The organism is Geodermatophilus obscurus DSM 43160 (genome assembly GCF_000025345.1).
GTDB lineage: Bacteria > Actinomycetota > Actinomycetes > Mycobacteriales > Geodermatophilaceae > Geodermatophilus > Geodermatophilus obscurus.
The window spans coordinates 1,390,650-1,413,326 of sequence record NC_013757.1 but is presented as its reverse complement, the minus strand read 5'-3'; the positions used below and the strand labels follow the sequence as shown (position 1 = coordinate 1,413,326).

24 protein-coding genes are annotated in these 22,677 nt (G+C 74.7%); 6 read left to right on the top strand and 18 right to left on the bottom strand.

All coding sequences use genetic code 11. From position 1 onward, the window contains the following. Nucleotides 1-103: 103 nt before the first annotated feature. From ctaD to GOBS_RS06605, 7 genes are all read right to left on the bottom strand, one after another. On the bottom strand, nucleotides 104-1,861 hold the full coding sequence (gene ctaD, locus GOBS_RS06635; RefSeq protein ID WP_012947526.1) for an aa3-type cytochrome oxidase subunit I: 1,758 nt from the start codon (nucleotides 1,859-1,861) through the stop codon (nucleotides 104-106). A gap of 115 nt (nucleotides 1,862-1,976) precedes the next feature. Continuing rightward, nucleotides 1,977-2,840: a putative RNA methyltransferase gene (locus tag GOBS_RS06630; RefSeq protein ID WP_012947525.1), complete on the bottom strand. Its 864-nt coding sequence runs from the start codon at nucleotides 2,838-2,840 to the stop codon at nucleotides 1,977-1,979. After that, complete coding sequence (locus tag GOBS_RS06625; RefSeq protein WP_012947524.1) at nucleotides 2,837-4,069, bottom strand: MFS transporter; 1,233 nt, start codon at nucleotides 4,067-4,069, stop codon at nucleotides 2,837-2,839. Before GOBS_RS06625 ends, GOBS_RS06630 begins: the two co-directional genes overlap by 4 nt. Then, entirely contained in the window at nucleotides 4,066-4,569 is a 504-nt protein-coding gene (locus GOBS_RS06620; protein WP_012947523.1) for a metallophosphoesterase family protein, read from the bottom strand. The genes GOBS_RS06625 and GOBS_RS06620 overlap by 4 nt, the downstream gene beginning before the upstream one ends. Before the next feature lie 188 nt (nucleotides 4,570-4,757). Then, nucleotides 4,758-5,693 carry a cytochrome c oxidase assembly protein gene (locus GOBS_RS06615; protein ID WP_243697657.1) on the bottom strand — a complete coding sequence of 312 codons (936 nt, stop codon included), beginning with the start codon at nucleotides 5,691-5,693 and terminating at the stop codon, nucleotides 4,758-4,760. A 142-nt stretch (nucleotides 5,694-5,835) separates the two neighbouring features. Beyond that, nucleotides 5,836-6,759: a cation diffusion facilitator family transporter gene (locus GOBS_RS06610; RefSeq protein WP_012947521.1), complete on the bottom strand. Its 924-nt coding sequence runs from the start codon at nucleotides 6,757-6,759 to the stop codon at nucleotides 5,836-5,838. A 198-nt stretch (nucleotides 6,760-6,957) separates the two neighbouring features. Further along, nucleotides 6,958-7,920, bottom strand: a complete 963-nt coding sequence (locus tag GOBS_RS06605) for a M23 family metallopeptidase (protein WP_012947520.1) — start codon at nucleotides 7,918-7,920, stop codon at nucleotides 6,958-6,960. A 292-nt stretch (nucleotides 7,921-8,212) separates the two neighbouring features. Between GOBS_RS06605 and GOBS_RS06600 the strand changes: the two genes are divergently transcribed. The 3 genes from GOBS_RS06600 (at nucleotide 8,213) to GOBS_RS06590 (ending at nucleotide 11,656) form a co-directional block, all read left to right on the top strand. Continuing rightward, nucleotides 8,213-9,394 (top strand): alcohol dehydrogenase catalytic domain-containing protein, encoded by a 1,182-nt coding sequence (locus GOBS_RS06600; protein WP_012947519.1) that lies wholly within the window; start codon nucleotides 8,213-8,215, stop codon nucleotides 9,392-9,394. A 149-nt stretch (nucleotides 9,395-9,543) separates the two neighbouring features. After that, complete coding sequence (locus tag GOBS_RS06595; protein WP_012947518.1) at nucleotides 9,544-10,746, top strand: MFS transporter; 1,203 nt, start codon at nucleotides 9,544-9,546, stop codon at nucleotides 10,744-10,746. Nucleotides 10,747-10,774: 28 nt separating this feature from the next. Next, nucleotides 10,775-11,656: an oxidoreductase gene (locus GOBS_RS06590; RefSeq protein ID WP_012947517.1), complete on the top strand. Its 882-nt coding sequence runs from the start codon at nucleotides 10,775-10,777 to the stop codon at nucleotides 11,654-11,656. Between the two features lie 74 nt (nucleotides 11,657-11,730). On the opposite strand, the gene GOBS_RS06585 is transcribed toward GOBS_RS06590, so the two are convergent. Together GOBS_RS06585 and GOBS_RS06580 are read right to left on the bottom strand one after the other, a co-directional pair. Then, nucleotides 11,731-12,126, bottom strand: coding sequence for a hypothetical protein (locus tag GOBS_RS06585; protein WP_012947516.1), 396 nt, complete (start codon nucleotides 12,124-12,126; stop codon nucleotides 11,731-11,733). 49 nt (nucleotides 12,127-12,175) lie between these two features. Continuing rightward, the gene (locus GOBS_RS06580; RefSeq protein ID WP_012947515.1) at nucleotides 12,176-13,795 is read right to left on the bottom strand and encodes an ABC-F family ATP-binding cassette domain-containing protein; all 1,620 of its coding nucleotides are present in this window, start codon (nucleotides 13,793-13,795) and stop codon (nucleotides 12,176-12,178) included. 265 nt (nucleotides 13,796-14,060) lie between these two features. Here GOBS_RS06580 and GOBS_RS25260 point away from each other — a divergent pair, with 265 nt between their 5' ends. Beyond that, a complete protein-coding gene (locus GOBS_RS25260) occupies nucleotides 14,061-14,786 on the top strand; it encodes a DUF4190 domain-containing protein (protein WP_049788166.1) in 726 nt (241 codons plus the stop codon). A gap of 114 nt (nucleotides 14,787-14,900) precedes the next feature. Here the strand turns inward: GOBS_RS25260 and GOBS_RS06570 are convergent, their stop codons facing one another. Further along, nucleotides 14,901-15,095: a three-helix bundle dimerization domain-containing protein gene (locus GOBS_RS06570; RefSeq protein WP_012947513.1), complete on the bottom strand. Its 195-nt coding sequence runs from the start codon at nucleotides 15,093-15,095 to the stop codon at nucleotides 14,901-14,903. Between the two features lie 180 nt (nucleotides 15,096-15,275). Here GOBS_RS06570 and GOBS_RS06565 point away from each other — a divergent pair, with 180 nt between their 5' ends. Beyond that, nucleotides 15,276-16,616 carry a phosphoribosyltransferase family protein gene (locus tag GOBS_RS06565; RefSeq protein ID WP_012947512.1) on the top strand — a complete coding sequence of 447 codons (1,341 nt, stop codon included), beginning with the start codon at nucleotides 15,276-15,278 and terminating at the stop codon, nucleotides 16,614-16,616. Here the strand turns inward: GOBS_RS06565 and GOBS_RS06560 are convergent. From GOBS_RS06560 to GOBS_RS06550, 4 genes are read right to left on the bottom strand one after another with little or no spacing between them, the layout of a single operon-like run. Next, nucleotides 16,601-17,026: a DUF1801 domain-containing protein gene (locus tag GOBS_RS06560; RefSeq protein ID WP_012947511.1), complete on the bottom strand. Its 426-nt coding sequence runs from the start codon at nucleotides 17,024-17,026 to the stop codon at nucleotides 16,601-16,603. The genes GOBS_RS06565 and GOBS_RS06560 overlap by 16 nt on opposite strands. 11 nt (nucleotides 17,027-17,037) lie before the next feature. Further along, nucleotides 17,038-17,163, bottom strand: a complete 126-nt coding sequence (locus tag GOBS_RS29235) for a hypothetical protein (RefSeq protein WP_279432641.1) — start codon at nucleotides 17,161-17,163, stop codon at nucleotides 17,038-17,040. A gap of 10 nt (nucleotides 17,164-17,173) precedes the next feature. After that, nucleotides 17,174-17,830 carry a class I SAM-dependent methyltransferase gene (locus GOBS_RS06555; protein ID WP_012947509.1) on the bottom strand — a complete coding sequence of 219 codons (657 nt, stop codon included), beginning with the start codon at nucleotides 17,828-17,830 and terminating at the stop codon, nucleotides 17,174-17,176. A gap of 12 nt (nucleotides 17,831-17,842) precedes the next feature. Further along, nucleotides 17,843-18,592, bottom strand: a complete 750-nt coding sequence (locus tag GOBS_RS06550) for an SDR family NAD(P)-dependent oxidoreductase (protein WP_012947508.1) — start codon at nucleotides 18,590-18,592, stop codon at nucleotides 17,843-17,845. A gap of 180 nt (nucleotides 18,593-18,772) precedes the next feature. Between GOBS_RS06550 and GOBS_RS06545 the strand changes: the two genes are divergently transcribed. Further along, nucleotides 18,773-19,834 (top strand): winged helix DNA-binding domain-containing protein, encoded by a 1,062-nt coding sequence (locus GOBS_RS06545; RefSeq protein WP_012947507.1) that lies wholly within the window; start codon nucleotides 18,773-18,775, stop codon nucleotides 19,832-19,834. Here the strand turns inward: GOBS_RS06545 and GOBS_RS06540 are convergent. The 4 genes from GOBS_RS06540 to GOBS_RS06525 form a co-directional block, all read right to left on the bottom strand. Beyond that, on the bottom strand, nucleotides 19,773-20,285 hold the full coding sequence (locus tag GOBS_RS06540; protein ID WP_012947506.1) for a DUF2127 domain-containing protein: 513 nt from the start codon (nucleotides 20,283-20,285) through the stop codon (nucleotides 19,773-19,775). The two genes, GOBS_RS06545 and GOBS_RS06540, sit on opposite strands and share 62 nt — an antisense overlap. A 150-nt stretch (nucleotides 20,286-20,435) precedes the next feature. Then, nucleotides 20,436-20,897: a nitroreductase family deazaflavin-dependent oxidoreductase gene (locus tag GOBS_RS06535; protein WP_012947505.1), complete on the bottom strand. Its 462-nt coding sequence runs from the start codon at nucleotides 20,895-20,897 to the stop codon at nucleotides 20,436-20,438. Nucleotides 20,898-20,915: 18 nt separating this feature from the next. After that, complete coding sequence (locus GOBS_RS06530; protein WP_041241367.1) at nucleotides 20,916-22,160, bottom strand: glutathionylspermidine synthase family protein; 1,245 nt, start codon at nucleotides 22,158-22,160, stop codon at nucleotides 20,916-20,918. Between the two features lie 88 nt (nucleotides 22,161-22,248). Then, entirely contained in the window at nucleotides 22,249-22,659 is a 411-nt protein-coding gene (locus tag GOBS_RS06525; protein WP_012947503.1) for a hypothetical protein, read from the bottom strand. Between the last annotated feature and the right edge of the window lie 18 nt (nucleotides 22,660-22,677).

The window sequence follows — 22,677 nt, the reverse complement described above, 5'->3', positions numbered from 1 at the left end:
CGCCGGCCGAGGCCGACGGGGCGTCAGGTGACGTGCTGGAACGGCCCCCTCGCAGGGTCCCGCGCCGAGCGGAGCGCGGCGTGGGGGGCGAGGGGGTTCTTCCTCAGGTGGGGTCGGGGTCGTTCGGCCCCTGCCGGCTGCCGCCGGTGCCACCGAGTTCGCTCACGCCGGCGTACGGCTCGTGCCGCTTGCCCGCGTGCGCCTCGCGCTGCAGGCGCTCGATGAGGTGCGGGTAGTGCGCCTCGAACGCCGGCCGCTCGGAGCGGATCTTCGGGATCTCGGTGAAGTTGTGCCGCGGCGGCGGCGACGACGTGGCCCACTCCAGCGAGTTGCCGTGGCCCCACGGGTCGTCCCGCAGCGCCAGGCGCCCGTACCGCCACGACTTCGCCACGTTGTAGAAGAACGGGATCGTCGAGGCACCGAGGATGAACGAGAAGATCGTCGAGACGGTGTTCAGCGTGGTGAACCCGTCGCTGACCAGGTAGTTGGCGTAGCGACGCGGCATGCCCTCACCGCCGAGCCAGTGCTGCACCAGGAACGTGCCGTGGAAGCCGATGAACGTCAGCCAGAAGTGCAGCTTGCCGAGGCGCTCGTCCATCATCCGCCCGCACAGCTTCGGGAACCAGAAGTAGACGCCGGCGTAGGCGGCGAACACGACGGTGCCGAAGACCACGTAGTGGAAGTGCGCCACGACGAAGTAGCTGTCGTTGACGTGCCAGTCCAGCGGCGGGGAGGCCAGCAGCACGCCGGTCAGGCCACCCAGGAGGAAGGTGACCATGAAGCCGATCGCGAACAGCATCGGCGTCTCGAAGGTCAGCTGGCCGCGCCACATGGTGCCGATCCAGTTGAAGAACTTGATCCCGGTCGGCACCGCGATCAGGTAGGTCAGGAACGCGAAGAACGGCAGCAGCACCGCACCGGTCGCGTACATGTGGTGCGCCCAGACGGTCAGCGACAGGGCGCCGATGGCGATGGTCGCGAAGACCATGCCCTTGTAGCCGAACAGCGGCTTGCGGCTGAAGACCGGGATGACCTCGGTGATGATCCCGAAGAACGGCAGCGCGATGATGTAGACCTCGGGGTGCCCGAAGAACCAGAACAGGTGCTGCCACAGCATCGGCCCCCCGTTCTCCTCCGAGTACACGAGGGCACCCAGCTGCCGGTCCGCCAGGAGGCCGAACAGCGCGGCGGTGAGGATCGGGAAGGCGAAGAGCACCAGCAGACTGGTGATCAGCGTGTTCCAGGTGAAGATCGGCATCCGGAACAGCGTCATGCCCGGCGCCCGCAGGCAGGCGATCGTGGTGATGAAGTTGACCGCGCCGAGGATCGTGCCCAGACCGGACACCGCCAGGCCGGCGATCCACAGGTCCGCGCCGGCGCCGGGGCTGTGGGTCGCCAAGGACAGCGGCGTGTAGGCGTACCAGCCGAAGTCGGCGGCACCGCCCGGCGTGAAGAAGCCCGACACGGCGAGGCTGGAGCCGAACAGGAACAGCCAGTAGGAGAAGGAGTTCAGCCGGGGGAAGGCGACGTCGGGCGCGCCGATCTGCAGCGGCATGATCAAGTTGCCGAACGCGAAGAACAGCGGCGTCGCGAAGAACAGCAGCATCACCGTGCCGTGCATGGTGACCAGCTGGTTGTACTGCTCCGGCGACAGGAACTGCAGCCCCGGCCGGGCCAGCTCCCCGCGCATCAGCAACGCCATCAGGCCGCCGATGACGAACCAGCCGAAGGAGGTGGCCAGGTACATCAGGCCGATGGTCTTGTGGTCGGTGGTCCGCAGCAGGTTCGAGAGCCGCGAGCCCTTGTCCGCCTGGTGAACCGGGCTCGGCCGGCTCACGATCGGCGCCGGTGCGATCGTCACGGCCGCAGCTTAGACGGTTCCTGCGACGCGCCTCCTGCCGACGCCGGAGGCACGCCGGTCCCCGCCGCCCAGCCGCCGTCCAACCGTTGCCGGACCGTGACCTGCAGATCCCCGGTCAGCCGGCCCGGATCCAGGTCGTGACGTCCACCGACACGGTCACCGGCGTCCGCTCGGGCAGCCCGGCCACCGCCGCGGCCAGGCCCGCCGGGCTCAGGTGGCGGGCGTGCGGTCCCATGCCGACCAGCGTCGTGACCGCCGCGCGGTCCAGCTCCAGCCGCTCCCGGTGCCCGGACGCGGCGATCGGGCGCAGCTGCGGCTCGAGGGCAGCCGACAGCCGGCGGGCCTTGTCGGGGTCGACCCGCAGCAGCCCCAGCGGCTCGACCAGCTCGGTGAGGTGGTCGGCGGCCGGGGTGACGACGACCAGCCGCCCGCCCGGCCGCAGCACGCGTGCGATCTCGGGGCCGTTGCGCGGGGCGAAGACCACCAGCACCCGGTTGACGGCGGCGTCGCGCACCGGCAGCCGGGCCCAGGCGTCCCCCACCACCGCCAGCGCCCGCGGGTGCGCGCCGGCCGCGCGGCGGGCGGCGTACCGCGAGGAGTCCAGGACCACCCCGACCGAGCCGGGCAGCCGGTCGAGGACACCGGCCAGGTGCTGCCCGGTGCCCCCGCCGAGGTCGAGCAGCGCGCCGGGTGGACCGTCGTCCCCGGCGGCGACGGCGTCCGCCAGCGCACGGGTCACGCCGGCGTAGTGGCCGGCGGCGAGGAAGGCGACGCGGTCGGCGACCATCGCCGCGGAGTCCCCGGACGGCGGGACGTGCCCCGGCGGCAGCAGCGTGACGTGCCCCTGCCGCGCGCGGTCGAACGAGTGCCCGGCCGGGCAGCGCAGCCCGGCGTCGTCCGGCCGAGCGGCCAGGGGCGCTCCGCACACCGGGCAGGCCAGCAGCCGGACCGCCCGGGCGGGCCAGGGACGGCGGCTCACCGGCTCGGCACGGGGTCGGCCGCCCGCGGGGCCCCGCGGGACGACGCCTCGACCGCCCGCCCGGGGACGACGCCGACGGCCAGGGCCGCCGCGAGCGCACCGACGGCGAACGCCGCCGGATAGCCGGGCCCGCCCTCTACGAGGAGCGCGGCCAGCGGCACCGTCACGGTGGCCGAGAGGTTCTGCACGGTGTTGTGGGCGCCCAGCGCCCGTCCGGCCCAGGCGCTGCCGGCCTGCTCGGCGACCGAGGTGAACGCGATGCCGTTCGGGCTCACCGTGACGATCGACGCGAGGACGACGGCCGCGGCGACGGCGGCCGGCGCGAGGACGTCGGGGGTGAGCACCGCCACGACGGCCAGGGCGCCGACGACCACGGCCACCGCGACGGCGACCAGCCGCATCGGCCCCACCCGGCTGCCCGCGCGGTCCGACCACGCGCCCGCGCCGAGCCGCGCGGCCGCTCCGCCGAGCTGGGTGACGGCCAGCAACGTGCCGGCCGCACCCGCGGACCAACCGGCCGCGCGCACCAGGAAGTCGAAGCTGAAGGCCGCGACCACGAACTGCGGGACGACGAGCAGCGTGCTGGCCGCGTGCACCCGCCACAGCACCGGCGAACGGTAGGGCGAGGCCGGTCGCGGCGCGCCCGGGGCCCTCGCCGGCCGCGGCGGGTCGCGCACCAGCACCCCGATGAGGACGGCGGTGGCCGCACAGCCGGCGGCGAGCGCGGCGAACGCCGTCCCGGGGCCGTCCGCGGCCAGCCTCGGCAGGGTGAGGGCCGCCAGCCCGACGCCGATCGGCTGACCCGCCTGGCGGACCCCCATGGCCAGCCCCCGCCGGGAGGCGGGGAACCAGCCGAGCACCAGCCGCCCGCTGGCCGCGTGCACCGACGCGCTGCCCGCGCCGGCCAGCAGCAGCCACAGCCCCGTGGCCACCGGGGTCCCGGCCAGCGCGGCGCCGGTCATGGCGGTCGCGGCCGTGCCGAGCCCGGCGCTGAGCACGAGACGCTCGCCGTAGCGGTCGGCCGCGGCACCCCAGGCCAGCAGGCTGAGCACCAGGCCGGCCGTGGGTGCGCTCACCAGCAGGCCGATCGCCGCCAGCGAGAGCCCCTCGGCGCGGAGGGCGACGGTGAGGAAGGGCAACCCGTTCTGGATCGCGCACGCCGCGACCAGCCCGACCAGGCTGACCCCCAGGTGGCGCCAGCGGGCACTGCCGTCGTCCGCTGCCGTCACCTCGCGACCGGGTGGAAGGTCACGTCGCGCAGGACGCCGTCGTCGGCCACCGCGGTGACGAAGGTGCCGTGCGGCTGGCGGCGCCGGTCGGTGGGCGAGCCGGGGTTGACCAGCCGCAGGCCGGTGTCGGCGGTGGTGTCCCAGGGGATGTGGCTGTGGCCGAACACCAGCAGGTCGGTGTCGGGGAAGCGGGCGGCACAGCGGGCCTCGCGGCCCTTCCTGTCCCCCGTCTCGTGGACGACGGCCAGCCGGATGCCCTCGATCTCGGCGCGGGCGACCTCCGGCAGCCGCTGGCGCAGCGGCCCGTGGTCGTTGTTGCCGTGGACGGCGACCAGCCGGCGGACGCGCTCCTCGAAGCGGTCGAGCAGCGCGACGTCCACCCAGTCGCCGGCGTGCACGACGACGTCCGCGGCGTCGATCGCGGCCCACAGCGCATGAGGTAGGTCACGTGCACGCCTGGGGACGTGCGTGTCCGCGGTTAACACGAGGGAGACCGGCACATGGTCATGGTTGCAAACGGCCACCTTCCCGTCGCCCGGCTGTGACCAGCTGAGCTGATCACCGCGGCTCCGGGCTCACGAGCAATGCTGAGCCCGGAGCCGCAACGGTGAGCCAGGACGCGGCCGGGACACGGGCAGGGGCTCAGCAGCAGCCGGGAACGGCGGTCTCGTCCCGTGGGACGACGGTGTCACCCGCCCCGGGCGGCCATCGCGCGGAGACGCTCGTTGTAGGCGGTCAGCTCGGCGTCCTCCGTGCGGTCCGCGACGCGGTCGAGCCGGCGGGCCCTGCGCTGCTCGGAGCCCATCCAGGAGAACAGCACCAGCGCCAGGACGAAGACCGTCGGGATCTCGCCGAAGGACCAGGCGATGCTGCCGGCGGTCTTCTGGTCGGCCAGCGGGTCGATCCCCCAGCCGGCCGGGGGGTCGGTGAAGGTCTCCACGACCAGGGAACTGGCCATCAGGATCGCGACGCCGAAGAAGGCGTGGAACGGCATCGGGAGCAGCAGCTCGATCATCCGGCCGCCGTGGCCGGTCGTCCGGGGCCACGGGTCCTGGGCCAGGATCGGGCCGAAGAACAGCAGTCCGGTCACCGTGAAGTGGGCCAGCATGAACTGGTGCCCGAACGGGTTGCCCATCAGCGCGTCGAAGACGGGCGTGAAGTAGACGGCGTAGAGGCTGGCCAGGAACAGCGGCAGCGTGAACGCCGGGTGCGACAGCACCCGGGCGACCCGGCTGTGCAGGGCGTCGAGCAGCAGCGCCCGCGGGACGCCGGCCAGCCGCTTGCCGCGCGGCAGCGTCCGCAGCGCCAGGGTGACCGGGGCGCCGAGCAGCAGCAGGATCGGCGCCACCATCGACAGCACCATGTGCTGGGCCATGTGCACGCTGAACAGCACCATGCTGTAGCCGTTGAGCCAGGTGCCGGTCACCGCGAACAGCGAGAGACAACCCGCGACCCAGGACGCCGTCCGCCACCACGGCCAGGCCACGCCCGTGCGGCGCAGCACCACGACGGCTGCGAGGTAGCCGACGATGCTGACCAGGCTCAGGACCGCCAACCACGACCAGCCGTCGAGGTGGGGCAGGAACACCCGACCCCAGGTCGGCGGCTCCGCGGGCACCCACATGCCCGAGTGATGACCGTGATCCACCGCTGCCTCCTGCCCCGCCGTACGCCTGCGCCCCCACTGTCCCACCAGGTGAGCAGAGGGGGCGGCCCCGTCCCGGGTCCCGCCCTGAGCCTGCGAAGGGCGGGGAGGACGGGGTCCTTCAGTCGTGGACCGGCGCCTCGTGGCCCGCGTGCGTCTCGGCCTCCAGCTGGAAGGTGCAGTGCTCGACGTCGAAGTGGTCACCCAGGCAGGCGCACAACGCGTCCAGCACCCGTCCGCCGTGGCCGTCGGCCAGCGCCTCGTCGCTGACGACCACGTGCGCGGAGAGCACCGGCAGGCCGGAGGTGATCGTCCAGGCGTGCAGGTCGTGGACGCCGACGACGCCGTCCACCCCGAGGACGTGCGCCCGCACCCGGTCCAGGTCCACCCCGCGCGGCGCGGCCTCCAGCAGCACGTCGACCGCCTCGCGCAGCAGCGACCACGCCCGCGGCAGCACCAGCGCGGCGATGAGCAGCGAGGCGACGGTGTCGGCCGGCGTCCAGCCGGTGGTGGCGACGACGACGGCGGAGACGAGGACGGCGACCGATCCCAGCGCGTCGCCGAGCACCTCGAGGTGCGCGCCCCGGACGGCGAGGGACCGGGACCGGCCGGCGTGCAGCAGCGCCAGGCCGGCGAGGTTGACCGCCAGGCCGACCGCGGCGACGGCGAGCACCACGCCCGCGTCGATCTGCGGCGGGTCCCCGATCCGGCGGACCGCCTCGACCACGACGTACCCGGCGACCGCGACCAGCAGCAGGCCGTTGGCGACGGCGGCGAGGACCTCCGCGCGCTGCCAGCCGAAGGTGCGCCGCCCGCGGGCGGGCCGCTGGGCCAGGGACACCGCCCCGAGCGCCAGGCCGATGCCGAGGGCGTCGGTGGCCATGTGCCCCGCGTCGGCGAGCAGCGCCAGCGACCTGGAGGCGAGCGCGCCGGCGACCTCGGCCGCCATCACCGCGACGGTGAGCCCGAGGACGACGGCCAGCCGGCGGCGGTACCCGGCCGATGCGGTCGCCGACGGGTGCGAGTGGGCGTGATCGTGCCCCATCAGCGCCGCTCCGCCGTCGCGTCCTGCACGGTCCGAGTGTCCCGTATCGGGTGGCCGCCCCTCGGGGACCCGCCGGCCCCGTCCCGGGTCCCGGCCCCCTGCAGGGTCCCGCCGCGGCCCCGTCCCGGGTTCCGCCCTGAGCTTGCGAAGGGTAGGGAGGATGGGGTCCTTCCACGGTGGGGGGCAGGGGGTCCTTGCTCAGATGTGGACGCCGCGCTCGCGCAGGTAGGGCACCGGGTCGACCTTCTGGCCACCGAGACCGCCGAGGCGCACCTCGAAGTGCAGGTGCGGGCCGGTCGACTGGCCGCGGTTGCCGAGCAGCGCGATGGTGTCGCCGGCCCGGACGACCTGACCGGCCGACACGAGGATCTCGTCCATGTGGCCGTAGACGGTGACGTCGCCGTTGCCGTGCTGGACGAAGACCGCCAGGCCGTAGCCGCTGGCCGGGCCGGCCTCGAGCACGACGCCGTCCATCGCGGCCTTCTCGGGGGTGCGCATCGGCGCGGCGAGGTCGATGCCGGCGTGCGCCCTGCCCCACCGGGCGCCGAAGCCGCTGGTCAGCCGCCCGCCGTCGACAGGGAGCACCGCGTCGGGGCGGGCGGCCTGGGCGATGGCCTCGGCGGCCAGCCGGTCGGCCTCGGCCTGCGCCTGCGCGGCGGCGGCCTGCTCGGCCTCCCGCGCGGCGCGGCTGGCGGTCAGCTCACCGAGCCGGGCGGCGGCGTCGGGCTCCGGGATCGCGGCCTGCGACCCGACGTCCAGGCCCAGTTCCTCGGCGACGCTGACGTAGGAGGTCTCGACGACGTCGGTCTCCTCGGCGACGGCGCGGTCGCCGGCGGCGAGCAGGCCCAGACCGCTGGCTCCGACGAGCGCCGCGGCCAGGTAGACGGCCGGACGGCGGGCCGGCGCCGGGATCCTGCGGCGGCGACTCCGTCGTTCACCGATCACGACCGGGACGGCGGAGGCCGGGCGGACGTCCTCGATGCCGGCGCGGGCGGTGGCTTCGGCCTGCCCGGTGAGGTCGGCGAGGTCGGTGACCTCGGTGAGCCGCGGCTCCTCGGGAGTGGTGTCCGACGCCTGCGCATCCCCCGTGCGCTGCGTCAGGACGGTGTGTGGGACCGCCTCGTTCTCGTCGACGAGACGGTCGTGGTGGAGCTGGCTCATACACCTGGCTTCCGGAGGGGACAAGGTCGTCGTGCGGGGGTCCGGGGGAAGCGGACGGAAGCCATGTAAACACGTCGTGACCTTTTCGTGACCTCCGGCAGAGGGAATACGGACCCGGATCAGTGAGCCGGATCACGGGCTTGCGCGGTTGACGGTCGACACTGCGTCCACTCCGTCTGACCGACGGTGATCAACGCGCCGTAGCGGAGCCCATCGAGGCGCGATGGACGTCACGTCGGGGCAGAAGGCCCTTGTCCGAGACCGTCGACGTCGACCCGAGGAGCCCTCTCCCATGCGCGCAGTGACCTGGCACGGCCGAGCCGACGTCCGGGTGGACACCGTCCCCGACCCCACGATCCAGGAGCCCACGGACGTCGTCGTGGAGGTCACCTCGAGCGGGATCTGCGGGTCCGACCTCCACCTGATCGAGGTCATGGCGCCGTTCATGTCGGTCGGCGACGTGATGGGCCACGAGCCGATGGGCGTCGTCCGCGAGGTCGGCTCGCAGGTCACCGCAGTCAAGCCCGGCGACCGGGTCGTCGTCCCCTTCAACATCTCCTGCGGCACCTGCTGGATGTGCTCGCAGGGCCTGCAGTCCCAGTGCGAGACGACGCAGAACCACGAGCAGGGCTTCGGCGCCTCGCTGTTCGGCTACACCAAGCTCTACGGCCAGGTGCCCGGCGGGCAGGCGGAGTACCTGCGGGTGCCCTTCGGCAACACGCTGCCGATCAAGGTGCCCGACGGGCTGCCCGACGACCGGTTCGTCTACCTCTCCGACGTGCTGCCCACCGCATGGCAGGCGGTCCAGTACGCGGCCGTCCCGCCCGGCGGCACGCTGCTCGTCCTCGGCCTCGGCCCGATCGGTGACATGTGCACCCGCATCGCCCACCACCTGGGGATCGAGGACGTGTACGCGTCCGACGTCGTCCCGGAGCGGCTGACCCGGGCCACCGCGCGTGGCACGCACGTCATCCGCTCGACGGCCAAGGACGACGTCGTGCAGCAGGTCCAGGACGCGACCGCCGGCCGCGGCGCCGACGCGGTCATCGACGCGGTGGGCATGGAGGCGCACGGCTCCCCGCTGGCGAGCATCGCCCAGAAGGCCACCGCGGTGGTCCCCGACGCGGTCATGGAGAAGGTCATGCAGGTGGTCGGCGTCGACCGGCTGGCCGCCTTCAACACCGCCGTCGACGCGGTGCGGCGCGGCGGGACCATCTCGCTGTCCGGCGTCTACGGCGGCGCGACCGACCCGGTGCCGCTCATGCGGATGTTCGACAAGCAGATCCAGCTGCGCATGGGCCAGGCCAACGTGTGGCGCTGGGTGCCCGACATCCTGCCGATCCTCACCGAGGGCGACCCGCTGGGTGTCGACGACTTCGCCACCCACCACGTACCGCTCGAGCAGGCGCCGCAGGCCTACGCGGACTTCCGCGAGAAGAAGGACGGTGCGGTCAAGGTCCTGCTCACCCCCTGATCCGCTCCGTGTGAGGAGACCCACGCGGCGTCCCGGGCATGCCGGCCCGGGACGCCGCCTTGCGCCTCGCAGAGGATCTCCCCGGAGGCCCCCGCCGGACGACGCAGTCCGCCCCACCTCGTCCGCGCCGCCGTCCCTGGAGCCGCTCCGTGCCCCGCGCCCTGCTCGCCCTCGCCATCGGCGCCTTCGGCATCGGCACCACCGAGTTCGTCGTCATGGGCATGCTGCCCGAGATCGCGGACGGGTTCGGGGTGTCGGTGTCCGCCGTGGGCCTGCTCATCTCCGCCTACGCCGTCGGCGTCGTCGTCGGGGCGCCGACGCTGACCGCGCTGGGCGTGCGCTTCACCCCGCGCCAGACGCTGGTCGGCCTCATGGTCGTGTTCGTCATCGGTAACGCACTGTCGGCACTGGCCCCAACCTACGCGACGCTGGCCGTCGCCCGCGTGGTCACCGCCCTCGCGCACGGCTCGTTCTTCGGCGTGGGCGCGGTCGCTGCGCGCCGGCTGGTCCCCCCGGACCGCGCCACCCGGGCCATCTCGCTGATGATCAGCGGGCTCACCACGGCCAACGTGGTCGGCGTCCCGCTGGGGACCTTCGTGGCCCAGCAGACCAGCTGGCGGTTGGTCTTCAGCGGGATCGCGGTCCTCGGGCTGGTCACGATCGCCGGCCTGCTGGCCTGGCTGCCGCGGGACGTCGGCGAGCCCGCCGACCTGCGCACCGAGCTGGCCGCCTTCCGCCGCGGCCAGGTGTGGCTGGTGCTCGGCCTGACGGTGGTGGGCTTCTCCGCGTTGTTCGCGGTCTACAGCTACGTCAGTCCCATCCTCACCGAGCTGGGCGGCATCCCGGTGGAGTGGGTGACGCCGGTGCTGGCGCTCTTCGGGGTCGGCACCACGGTGGGGACCCTCGCCGGCGGCCGCCTGGGCGACCGCTACGGCTTCTCGTCCGTGACCGTCGGCCTGCTCGCCACCGCCGCCGTCCTGGTCGCCTTCGCCCTGCTCGCCCGCAACCCGGTCGCCGCCGTCGTCCTGCTGGTGCTCTTCGGGATGCTGGCCTTCGCGCTCGGCCCGGTCGTGCTGAACGGCGTCATCGAGGCCGCCCGGGTGCCCGGCGGCAGCCTGGTCTCGGCCGCCAACCAGGGCGCGTTCAACCTGGCCAACGCCCTCGGCGCCGCCTTGGGTGCGGGGGTGCTGTCGGCGGGCCTGGGCTACACCGCGCCGATCTGGGTGGGCGCGGCGCTCGCCCTGGTCGGCGCCGGGATCGCCGTCGTCGTGCGGGCGGCCGACCGGCGTGAGCAGGTCCGGTCCCCCGCCGGACCGGACGCCGTCCCCGCGGAGTACCGCACCGCCGCCTGACCGGCCGACCACCGGGGTGGGGCTCGGCATGACGACCCCCACCGCGCAACGGTCCGGACAGTCCACCCTCGGCGACCGGGCGGTCAACCGGCTCGGCCACGGGGCCATGCAGCTGGCCGGCCCGAACGTCATGGGCCCACCGGCCGACCGCGGCGCCGCCGTCACGGTGCTGCGCCTGGCGGTCGAGCTCGGCGTCGACCACATCGACACCAGCGACTACTACGGCCCGCACGCAACCGACGAGGTCATCCGGGAGGCGCTGCACCCCTACCCCGAGGACCTCACCATCGTGACCAAGGTGGGCGCCGAGCGGACCCCGGCCGGCGAGTGGCCCGAGGCCCTGTCGCCGGAGCAGCTGCGGACGGCGGTCGAGGACAACCTGCGCAACCTCGGTGTGGAGGTCCTGGACGTCGTCAACCTGCGCATGCCCGGCTCCTCCGAACCGGTCGAGCGGTCGCTGGCCGAGCCGTTCGAGGCGCTCGCCGCCCTGCAGGCCGACGGGCTGGTCCGGCACCTCGGGGTCAGCAACGTGACGACGCAGCAGCTCTCCGAGGCCCGGTCGATCGCCCCTGTCGTGTGCGTGCAGAACCACTACGACCTGGTGCACCGGCACGACGACCCGATGGTCGACGCGCTGGCCCGCGAGGGCATCCCCTACGTGCCGTTCTTCCCGCTCGACGGCTTCACACCGCTGCAGTCCGCGGCGCTGGAGACCGTGGCCCGGCGGCTGGAGGACTCCCCGATGCAGGTGGCGCTCGCCTGGCTGCTGGCCCGCAGCCCGAACCTGCTGCTCATCCCCGGCACCTCGTCGGTGGCCCACCTGGAGGAGAACCTGACCGCCGCGATGCTGGTGCTCGGCCCGCGGGAGCTCGAGGACCTCGACGACATCGGCGGCACCCCGGCCCCCTGAGGCGCGCCCGCCCCGCGGTGATCATCGGCGGGTGGCCGTCGGGCACGCCGGCGACGGCAGCCACCCGCCGATGGTCACGGCTGGCCGCCGGCCAGCGCGCGGGCGGCCGCGGCGTCGTCCTCGTCGAAGCCGATCTCACCGACGGCGCCGCGCTGGGCGGCCTGCCCGTCGATCCACCGGCGGTGCGCCTCCCAGGCCGACTGGCGGGTGGTGCCGAGGGCCTGCCCGATGTCGGCCCACGAGGCTCCGGCACCCCGCGCCGTCCGGACCGTCAGCTGCCGCCCCTGGCCGGCCTTGCGGGTGATCACCTCGCCGAGGGCCAGCAGCTCCAGCGCCTCGGCCCGGCCCAGGGGGCGCGGGCCGGCCGGAACGTCGGGGTCGGCGAGGGAGTCGCGGGTCCGCAGCTCCTCGTACCGCCGGACGGCGGTCGAGAGGGTGTGCTCCCGGTCCAGGGCGTCGATGTCGGCCATGCCCCACCATCCGTCAGGTCACCCTGACTGTCAAGCTGCCTGACGCACCTCAGCGCGCCCTCTGCACCCGGGTCTCGTCGAACACCGGCTCGGCCGGCTCGTACACCCGGCCGTCGGTGCCGAAGACCAGGAACCGGTCGAACGAGCGGGCGAACCAGCGGTCGTGGGTGACCGCGAGCACGGTGCCGTCGAACGCGGCGAGCGCCTCCTCCAGCGACTCCGCCGACAGCACGTCGAGGTTGTCGGTCGGCTCGTCCAGCAGCAGCAGCGTGGCGCCGGACAGCTCCAGCAGCAGCACCTGGAAGCGCGCCTGCTGCCCGCCCGAGAGCGTGCCGAACGGCTGGTCGCCGGCCTCGGCGAGGCCGTACCGGCGCAGCGCCGCCATGGCCCGGCCGCGGTCCACACCCGGCCGCCCGGGCTCGCCGTGCCACAGCAGGTCGACCAGGGTGCGGTCGAGCCACTCCGGATGCGCGTGGGTCTGCGCGAAGAACCCGGGGACGACGCGCGCACCGAGCCGCCACGAGCCGGTGTGCGCGACGTCCTGGCCGGCCAGCAACCGCAGGAAGTGCGACTTGCCCGCACCATTGGCCCCGAGGACGGCGACCCGGTCGCCGTACCAGACCTCCAGGTCGAACGGCTGCATCAGGCCGCTGAGCTCCAGCTGTTCGGCCATGACCGCGCGCACACCGGTGCGCCCGCCCCGCAGCCGCATGGCGACCCGCTGCTCGGGCGGCCGGTCCGGCGGCGCCCCCTCGGCCTCGAACCTCGCAAGCCGGGTCTGCGCGGCCCGGTACCGGGAGGCCATGTCCGGTGAGTTGGCCGCCTGCTGCTGCAGCGTGCGCACCAGCTCGACCAGTCGCGCGTGCTCCTCGTCCCAGCGCCGGCGCAGCTCGGCCATCCGCTCGTGCCGCGCCGTCCGCGCCTGCGCGTAGCCCGCGAACCCACCGCCGTGCACCCACGCCGTCCCACCCTCGACGGTGACCACCCGGTCGGCGACGCGGGCCAGCAGCTCCCGGTCGTGGCTGACGAACAGCACCGTCTTGCGGGTCTCCAGCAGCCGCTCCTCCAGCCAGCGCTTGCCGGGGACGTCGAGGTAGTTGTCCGGCTCGTCGAGCAGGAGCACCTGGTCCGGGCCGCGCAGCAGCGCCTCCAGTGCCAGCCGTTTCTGCTCCCCGCCGGAGAGGGTGGACAGCTCGCGGTACTTGCAGCGGTCGTGGGGGACGCCGAGCGCCGCCACCGTCACCGCGTCCCAGGTGACCTCGGCCTCGTAGCCGCCGGCGTCGCCCCACTGCGCGAGCGCGTCGGCGTAGGTCAGTTGGGCGGCGTCGTCGTCGGTATCCATGAGGGTCAGCTCGGCGGCCTCGACGGCCTCCCAGGCGGCCCGCACGGCCGGTGGCGCGAGGTCGACGAGGAAGCGCTGGACGGTCGTGTCGTCCCGCACCGATCCGATGAACTGGCGCATCACGCCCAGACCGCCGCTGCGGGCCACAGCGCCGTCCTCGGGCACCAGGTCGCCGGCGACGATCCGCAGCAGCGTCGTCTTCCCGGCACCGTTCTCGCCCACCAGCGCGGCGCGGGCGCCCTCGCCGACCCGGAAGGAGACCCCGTCGAGCAGCACCCGCCCGTCGGGGAGGGTGTGCCGCACCCCGGTCACGTCGATGGAGCCCACCCCGACATCGTCCGGGTGGCGGCAACCCGTTTGCGCGGGTCGGCCCAACGTCGTCGCGCGGAGGGCGACCGCTGGGGCCGTTGGGATCGCTGGGGCCCGGATCGGCAAGTCGAGCAGAGCGTCCGTGGCGCCGAGCCCGATCCACATACGGTCCCGCTCCGACTCACCCGCACGACGGAGAGGCAGTTCTTTGTCTTACCCCCCTCTGGCGCCGAACCGGTACCCCGGCCCGCCGCCGGAAGCCCAACACAGGAAGAACTCCGGTATGGCGCTCGCCTCGGTCGTGCTGGGCGCCATCGCGGTGCTGCTCAGCTGGGTGCCGATCGTCAACAACCTCGCTGCGATCATCGCCCTCGTCGGCCTCGGGCTCGGCATCCCCGCACTGATCCGCGCCCGCCGCGGTACCCACACCGGCCAGGGGTTGGCGATCGCAGGTCTCATCACCTCGGCCTTCGCACTGGTGCTGGTCATCGCGACCCAGGCCTTCTACTCGAGCGTCCTCGACGAGGTGGAGCGCAGCCTCGACGAGGGGCCGGAAGGTGCGAGCGCGGACGCCGTGGCCCCCGCGCCGGCTGCGGACGTCGTCCCCTTGGGGGTCCCGGCGCAGGTGGGCGACTACCAGGTCACCGTGGACGCGGTGCAGCTCGACGGCAACGCCGCCGTGGCCGCTGCCAACGACTTCAACGAGGCCCCGACCGGGCAGTACGTGATCACCCAGCTGACCGTCACCTACACCGGGGGCGACGAGGGCATGCCCGGCTGGGACCTGTCCGCGGTCTTCCACGGCACGGACGCCCGCCAGTACAGCGACGCCGACTGCACGGCCGTGCTTGCGGACGACGCGATCGACGCGCCCACCCTCAACCCGGGCGGCACCGACACCTTCCAGTTCTGCATGGACGTCCCGCCGTCCGCCATCCCCGGTGGTCAGCTCTCCGTCGAGCCGACGATGAGCTTCGACGACGAGCGGGTCTTCTACGCCGTCCAGTGACCCCCGCACGGCGACGCCGGCCGGACGCCCCGACGGGGGGTCCGGCCGGCGTCGCCGTCCCAGCAGACGGTGCCCTCGGTCCGCTCCTCGCTCGCTGCGCTGCTCCGGCTGCCGTCAGCCGACGGACTGCAGGCGCTCCCGGGCCAGCCGCTCCACCAGCTCGGGCAGCGCCGTGGCCGGTACCCCGCTGAGGTCCTGCCGGCAGGTGCGGACCACGGTGCCGATGACCTGGGGACGCAGCCGCGCCCGGAACTCGTCGGCGAGTCGGGCCACGGCCTGGTCGACGGCGGGGTCTTCGGTCAGCGTCATGCGGGGGCGCCTCCGTGCGCGCGAGGTGTGTGGATCAGCCGGGCGCTCGCGGCGCCGGCGACCAACGGTGACCGCTGCCGGGCGCACACACCAGGGACCTAGGTCACCAGGCAACCCGTGGTTGCGTATCCCGTCCGGGCAGGACCAGGGTGAGCATGGGTCCGACCCGAGGAGGCGCGGGTGCCGTTCCAGGACCGCAGGGACGCGGGCCGGCAGCTGGGGCGCCGGATGGCGCCGTTCGCCGGCCGCGGCGTCGTGGTGCTCGGCCTGCCGCGCGGTGGGGTGCCGGTGGCCGCGGAGGTGGCCCGCGCGGTGGGCGCCCCGCTCGACGTGGTCCTGGTCCGCAAGCTCGGTCTGCCGCAGCGCCCGGAGCTGGCGATGGGCGCGGTCGGCGAGGACGGCGTGGTCGTCGTCAACGACGACGTCGTGCGGGCCGCCCGGGTCGAGGAGGCGACGTTCGCCGACGTCGAGCGGCGCGAGCGCGCCGAGCTTGACCGGCGGGCGCGGCAGCTGCGCGGCGACCGCGCCCGGCTGCCGCTGGAGGGCCGGACGGCGGTGGTGGTGGACGACGGCATCGCGACCGGCGCCACCGCCCGGGCCGCCTGCGCGGTCGCCCGGTCGCACGGGGCGGCCCGGGTGGTGCTGGCCGTCCCGGTCGGCTCGCCCCGCGCCCTGCAGGAGATCGCCCAGGAAGTCGACGAGGTGGTGTGCCTGGAGAGCCCGCAGCGCTTCACCGCGGTGGGGCAGGCCTACGCCGACTTCCGGCCGACCGAGGAGGAGGAGGTCCTCGGGCTGCTGCGCCGCCCGCCCCCGGCACCGCCGGGCGACGCCCCCACCCCGCGGGACGACGACGTGGTCGCCGACGCCGGTCCAGGCGGGCTGCCCGGCCACCTGACCGTCCCCGAGCACGCCGGTGGGCTGGTCGTGTTCGCGCACGGCTCCGGCAGCGGCCGGCACAGTCCCCGCAACCGCGCCGTCGCCGAGGTGCTGGTGCGCGCAGGGATGGCCACGCTGCTGGTGGACCTGCTGACCCCCGCCGAGGAGTCCGCCCGCGGGCCGGTGTTCGACGTGGCGCTGCTGGCCGGCCGGCTGACCGCGGTCGCCCGCTGGGTGGGTGCGGAGCCGGCCTGCGCGGGCCTGCCGCTGGGGTACTTCGGCGCCAGCACCGGCGCCGCGGCGGCCCTGGTCGCGGCGGCCCGGGACCACACCGTGCGGGCGGTGGTCTCCCGCGGTGGCCGCCCGGACCTCGCCGGCCCGGCGCTGGCCGAGGTCCGGGCGCCCACGCTGCTGGTCGTGGGCGGCCACGACCAGCAGGTGCTCGAGCTGAACCGGGAGGCGCAGGCCCGGCTGCGGTGCGCGAACCGGCTGGCCGTCGTCCCGGGGGCCTCGCACCTGTTCGAGGAGCCGGGGACGCTCCGTGCCGCCGCCGAGCTGGCCCGCGACTGGTTCGCCACCCACCTCGTCCCGGCGGCTCCCGCGGAGCAGCCGGCCCGGCGGCGGGCCGATCAGCCCGAGGAGTAGGCGTTCGTGCCGGCCTTCGTCGCGGCGACGGCGTCCTGCAGCAGCGCAGTCAGCTCGGCCCGGTCGACGCGGTCCAGCGAGGAGAACCGGATGCAGCTCTTCCCGCAGGACACCCGGCCCAGCCGGTCGGCGCGGGACTCGGCCAGGTAGGCGCCGTCGACGACGGCGCACACGTAGAGCGACAGGTGCCGCTTCTGGGCCGCCAGGGCGATCAGCGGCCAGGAGGTCGTCTCCCGGGCCGACCGCGGCCGGTAGGGCATCAGCCCGTAGCCGAGCACCCGGCCGGAGCCGACCGGCACCAGCTGCCGGTCGATGCCCGGCGCGGCGGCCGTGACGAGGGCGTCGGCGGCCCGCAGCTCGGCCTCGCGCGGGCCGCCAGCGGCGAACCAGTCCTCGATCTCGGCGTCCACGGTCCGCCGCCTCAGCCGAGCGCGATCGAGAGCACCGTCGCCGCTGCGGTCAGCAGCAGCGCCAGCACCACGACCGTGGCCACCAGGCGCCGACGGCGTTCCGCATCGGGGCCGCCGGCTCCGCCCATCCCCATCACGTCCCGCACGCTACCGCCGGGGGAGGACCCCATCCTCCTCACCGCTCGCACGCTCGCGGCGAGCCTGAGGACGCGGCCGACCCGGTACGGGCACGGGGCGGCGGCCCAGCAGCAAGGTGTCCAGCGCGGTGCCGGCCGGGGTCTGCCGGCGCACCTGCTCCAGCCGGTCGACGTCGAGCAGCTCGGCCACCGGGGCCAGCCGGGGGACGCTGTGCAGGATGGCCGGGTCCTGCGGGCCGCCGACCCCGTGCGCGACGTTGTCGGCGTCGTGGCCGAGGACGAGCAGCCGCCCGCCCGGTCGCAGCCAGCCGACCGCGCGGCGCAGCAGCGCCGTCGTCTCGGCCTCCGGCAGGTGCAGGTAGGCGACCAGCACGAGGTCCAGCGAGTCCGGCGGGGCGTTCCAGGCGAGGACGTCGGCGGTCACCCAGGTGACGCGGTCGGCACCGGGCCGCCCGCGCCCCCGGGCCAGCCCGGTCGCGGAGAAGTCGACCGCGGTGACGTCCCAGCCGCGGCCGGCCAGCCACAGCGCGTGCCGCCCCTCCCCCGCCGCCAGGTCGACCGCGGTGCCCGGCGGCAGGTCGATCAGCAGCTCGGCGACCCGTGCGTTGGGCTCGGCCGACCACTGCTGCTGCGCGGCGTAGCGCGCATCCCAGTCCGTTGCCTGCACGAGGGCAGTCTCTCAGCGCAGGACGAGCCCACCGGACACGTTGAGCGCGTCCCCGGTCAGGTAGTCGGAGTCGCTGGAGGCGAGGAAGAGCGCGGCGCGGGCCACGTCCCGCGGCTCCCCCACACGGCCCAGCGGGGATCGCGCCGACCAGTCGGCGGCCTCCCGGCGGTCGTGACCGCCGACCCCGCCCTCCCCCACCACGAGGCCCGGACAGAGGCAGTTGACCGTGATGCCGTGCGGGCCGAGCTCCTCCGCCGCGGCCCGGGTGAGAGCGGTGACGGCGGACGTCGCCGCCGCGTGGTGGGCCTGCCCGCCACCGGTCACGCACCCGGCCCCGGCCACGTTCACGATCTTGCCCACGCAGTCGTCCCCGGGCCCGCGCAGCGCGATCATGGACCAGGCCGCGGCCTGGGTGGTCACCAGCATGGTGCGGGCGGGCGAGGTGACGGTGTCGCCGAGGTCCGCCGGCTCGAGCTCCAGCAGCGGCGCGAACCGGCTGGTGCCGGCGTCGTTGACGAGGACGTCGATCCCGCCGAGCCAGGCGATCGCCTTCTCCATCGCCTCCCGGGTGGCCGCGGCGTCGGTCAGGTCGACGGCGTACGCCCGCCCGTGCACCTCCGCCGCCAGCCGAGTCGCCTCCTCCGCGGCGGGGTCGAGGACGGCGACCCTCGCGGCCTCGGCGGCGAAGGCGCGCACGATCGCGGCCCCGATGCCGCGGGCGCCGCCGGTCACCACGACCCGGCGTCCGGAGAGTCGGTTCACGACGCGTTCCCGGCGACCGCGACGGGGCGGGCCGTGTCGGGGGTGGGCGGAGTCAGAGGAGAGGCCATGAGGCGGTGCTGTCTTCCATCAGGGGATGCGGTCCGCGGCGCGCGGTACCCCCAGAAAGTGCCCTCACACCGGACCGGCGACATCGTCGTACCGCGCTGGCAGGCTCCGGCCATGACGACGGCCCGTGACCTCGCGCTGCTCCGGCTGGTGGCCCAGCGGGTCGCCGGCCCGCCGCCGGCCACCGCGACCGAGGCGGTCCGCCTGCTGACCTGCGTGCAGGGGCAGGACCTGCCGGGCGCGCTGACCTCGGTGGCGCTGCGGACGGCAGAGCGCACGCGGGCCGGGGTGGAGGCGGCGCTGGCCGCCGGGGAAGTGGTCCGCTCCTGGCCGATGCGCGGCACGTTGCACCTGCTGCCCGCCGAGGACCTGCCCTGGATGCTCGACCTGCTGGGGCCGCGGGTGCTGGCCGGCGCCGCCCAGCGGCGGGCGGCGCTCGGGCTGACCGAGGCCGAGGCCGAGCGGGCGCGCGAGCTGGTCACCGCGGCGCTCACCGGCGGTCGGCGCTGCGGGCGCAAGGAGCTGCTCGCCGTGGTGGCCGACGGCGGGGTGGCCGTCACCGGACAGCGCGGGTACCACCTGCTCTGGTACCTGGCGCAGACCGGCACCCTCTGCATGGGGCCGATGGCCGGCGGCGAGCAGGCGTTCGTGCTGCTCGACGAGTGGGTGACCGCGCAGCGGCGGCTCGACCGCGACACCGGGCTGGGCGAGCTGGCGCTGCGCTACTTCCGCGGTCACGGGCCGGCCACCGTCGCCGACCTCGCGCGGTGGGCCGGGCTGCCGCTCACCGACGTCCGGGCCGGGGTGGCCGCCGTCCGCGACCGGCTCGCCGCCGTCGAGGTCGACGGCCGCGAGCACCTGCTGGCACCGGAGACCCCCGACCTGCTGGCCGAGCACCGCGCCGACGCCGCCGGGCTGTTCCTGCTGCCCGGGTTCGACGAGTTCGTCCTCGGCTACGCCGACCGCAGCTGCGCCGTCCCGCCCGAGTTCGCCGACCGCATCGTGCCCGGCGGCAACGGCGTCTTCCGGCCGACCGTCGTCCACCGCGGGCGGGTGCTGGGCACCTGGGCCTGGCAGGGCCGCGGAGCGAAGCGCTCGGTCACCGCGACGCCGTTCACCACGTTCCCCGACGAGGTCGCCGCTGCGATCCCCGAGGTGGCGGCCGCGCTGCCGTGAGGCGTCGGTACTCGCGCACCACGAGCACGGTGATCGCCAGGTCGAGCGCCGCGGCAGCCCAGAGCACCGACGACCCGGTCCGTGCCGCCCGGTACGCCTCGTAGCCGATGAAGACCGCGAGGACGCAGATCGCCACCGGGTAGGCGGGCCGCAGCTCGCGCAGCAGGGCCACGACCAGACCCAGCTTCACCAGGCCGTGGAGGGTCAGGTAGACGACGGCGAACGCGCGGTCGCCGCCGCCCAGCGCTGCCTCCGCAGCCGTGAACCGCTCGGCCAGGGCGCCGCGGGGGCTGCCCAGCAGGTGGTGGGCGACCACCCGACGGGTCAGCTCCCCGAGCTCTCGTGGGCCCACCAGCGCGAGAGCGACGCCCGCGAGCAACTCGACCGCGCCGTCGAGCCCCTTGAGGAGCAGGGCGGCGCGCAACAGCCGGTCGGTGGTCGTGCGCGGCATCGTCCTCGGCGGGGGTGACAGCGTCCAGGCCCCGCCCCCGCAGCTCGGCCCCTCCCGCGGCGGCCCCCCGACGTGGCCGACGGATCCGGCTCAGCTCGCCGGCCGGTGCGCGAACCGCCCGAGGTCGTCGAGCATCACCGGTGTCGAGGACTATGCCGGGTTGACCGGGTCGGCCCGCTCGACGACGAACACCGGGATCTCCCGGTCGGTGCGCTGCTGGTACCGCTCGTACTCGGGGTAGACCGCGACGGCCCGCTCCCACCACTGCCGCTTCTCCTCGCCGGTCACCTCGCGCGCCACGCCGTCCCACGGCTCCGGCCCGTCCTGCACGGTGACCTGGCCGGGGTGCGTGCGGAGGTTGGCCACCCACGCCGGGTCCTTGGGGGCGCCGCCCTGCGAGCCGACCATCGCGTAGGCACCCTCGTGCTCGACCCGCATCAGGCCGTTCTTGCGCACCTTCCCGGTCTTCGCGCCACGGGTCCAGAAGACGGCGATCGGGATCCCGGTGTCGCGGAGCGTGTTGGCCTCCCGGCCCCCGGTGGCCTCGTAGCGCTCGACCTGCTCGCGCACCCAGGCCTCGGGGCTCGGCTCGTACTCACCTTCCAGCGGCATGTCCCGACCGTAGGTCGGCTACCGGCGCCCGGCCTGCGGAGCGGTGAAGTCGACGGTGTGCGGCACGAAGAAGCTGAGGTTGTCGGTGACCAGCCCCTCGCTCTCCCGGATGCCCAGCCCGGCCGGCTCGCCGTCGACCACCCAGGCCCCCAGTACCGGGTGGTGCGGGCCGTCGGCGCCGGCGAAGTCCGGCAGCGGCGCGAACTCCTGCACGATCCAGCCCTCGGTGCCGTACCGGCCGGGCATCTCCACCGCGACCTGCCCGTCGCGGACGATCTGCACGTTGGCGCCCTCCCGGCCCCACAGCGGCTTGCGCACGAACGTCTGCCAGGACGAGGGCATCGCGTCGGCGAAGTAGGCCGGCAGCAGCAGCGGCGACAGCGCCGGGTCGCTGCCGAACAGCTGCCACAGCACCGGCAGCAGCGCCTTGGTGCTCCACAGCATCTTGTAGGCCGGCTCCACCCAGGTGGTGCCGCCCGGCCGGGCGGCGTCGGCGAGGACAGCGGCGCCGAACTCGTCCTCGATCAGCCACTCCCAGGGGTAGAGCTTGAAGACGACGTCGAGATGGCGGCCCTGCGGGTCGTAGAAGCGGCCGTCCCCGTCGTCGAGTGCGATGTCCTCGACCACCAGCTCGATCGCCTCGTACCCGGCCTGGACGACGGTGTCCATCAGGTAGGCGATGGTCATCCGGTCCTCACCGGAGCGCTCCTCCGACGTCCAGGCCAGGTGCACCCGCGGACGGACGCCGGTCCGTCGCTCCCAGCGGAGCAGGTTGCGCTGCCAGGCGGCGACGAGCTTGTCGTGCAGGGCGTTCCACTGGTCGGCGCCCTGACCGGTGAACAGGTGCCAGTTCCACTGGGTCACGGCGGACTCGACCAGGCCGGTCGGGGTGTCGGCGTTGAACTCCAACAGCTTCGGCGGGCCCTGGCCGTCGTAGCGCAGGTCGAAGCGGCCGTACACGCTCGGCGGCTCGGTCTCCCAGGTGCGGCGGATCTCCGGTCGGGCGATCGGCGGGATGCCCATCCGGTCGAACAGGTCGTGCTCGACGACGTGGTCACCGGCGGCCACGCACATCTCGAACAGCTGCGCGACCCAGCCCTCCAGCCGCTCCACCTCGGCCATCGTGAAGTCGTAGAACGGCCCCTCGCGCCAGTAGCTGCGCACCTCGCCGCCGGGCAGGTCCGTGCGGTTGTAGACGAGGCCCTGGGCCTCGATCTCGGCCTCCCAGCCGGGACGGACCACCCCCGCCTCGACGCGCCTCACTCTCCGGTCCTCTCCTCGCCCGGGTCCTGCGGCCCCGTCCCTGGTCCCGTTCTGAGCCTGCGAAGGGTGGGGAGGACGGGGTCCTTCTTCAACTCCCCGCGCCGACGCCGGAGCCGGTGCCCGAGCGGCCACCCACGCCGGAGCCGATGCCGCCGGTGACCCGCGTGCCCCCGGTGACCTTGCCGGTCGACGGCAGCCCGGCACGCTGGCGGGCCGCCGTGTCGGTGGGGTTGATCCGGGTGCCCCCGCGCGGGAGGACGGTGCCGACCGGCAGGCCGGGGCGGAAGCCGCCGAGGTACAGGAAGAAGAACCCCGCGCCGGGACCACGGTAGCCGTCGTCGCAGTAGTCGTCGTCGACGATCTCGCCGTCCTCGTTCGTGCAGTAGGCGACCTGCTCCTGCTCCTCCTCGTCCGTGCCGCAGGCCGCGAGGAAACCGGTGGCCGCGGTCGCCAGCACCGTCGTCGTCAGGGCGCTGCGGACGCGGTTGGAGACCGCCATGTGCTCTCCCGGTGTCGC

What these genes read in the sequence shown, in the direction of transcription:
- GOBS_RS06540 (WP_012947506.1), bottom strand. Translation starts at nt 20,285, where the DNA reads ATGCCGCGCACGACCACCGACCGGCTGTTGCGCGCCGCCCTGCTCCTC.
- GOBS_RS06570 (WP_012947513.1), bottom strand. Translation starts at nt 15,095, where the DNA reads ATGACGCTGACCGAAGACCCCGCCGTCGACCAGGCCGTGGCCCGACTC.
- GOBS_RS06585 (WP_012947516.1), bottom strand. Translation starts at nt 12,126, where the DNA reads ATGGCCGACATCGACGCCCTGGACCGGGAGCACACCCTCTCGACCGCC.
- GOBS_RS06600 (WP_012947519.1), top strand. Translation starts at nt 8,213, where the DNA reads ATGCGCGCAGTGACCTGGCACGGCCGAGCCGACGTCCGGGTGGACACC.
- GOBS_RS06535 (WP_012947505.1), bottom strand. Translation starts at nt 20,897, where the DNA reads ATGCCGCTGGAAGGTGAGTACGAGCCGAGCCCCGAGGCCTGGGTGCGC.
- GOBS_RS06605 (WP_012947520.1), bottom strand. Translation starts at nt 7,920, where the DNA reads ATGAGCCAGCTCCACCACGACCGTCTCGTCGACGAGAACGAGGCGGTC.
- GOBS_RS06545 (WP_012947507.1), top strand. Translation starts at nt 18,773, where the DNA reads ATGACGACGGCCCGTGACCTCGCGCTGCTCCGGCTGGTGGCCCAGCGG.
- GOBS_RS25260 (WP_049788166.1), top strand. Translation starts at nt 14,061, where the DNA reads ATGGCGCTCGCCTCGGTCGTGCTGGGCGCCATCGCGGTGCTGCTCAGC.
- GOBS_RS06590 (WP_012947517.1), top strand. Translation starts at nt 10,775, where the DNA reads ATGACGACCCCCACCGCGCAACGGTCCGGACAGTCCACCCTCGGCGAC.
- GOBS_RS06525 (WP_012947503.1), bottom strand. Translation starts at nt 22,659, where the DNA reads ATGGCGGTCTCCAACCGCGTCCGCAGCGCCCTGACGACGACGGTGCTG.
- GOBS_RS06615 (WP_243697657.1), bottom strand. Translation starts at nt 5,693, where the DNA reads ATGTGGGTGCCCGCGGAGCCGCCGACCTGGGGTCGGGTGTTCCTGCCC.
- GOBS_RS06610 (WP_012947521.1), bottom strand. Translation starts at nt 6,759, where the DNA reads ATGGGGCACGATCACGCCCACTCGCACCCGTCGGCGACCGCATCGGCC.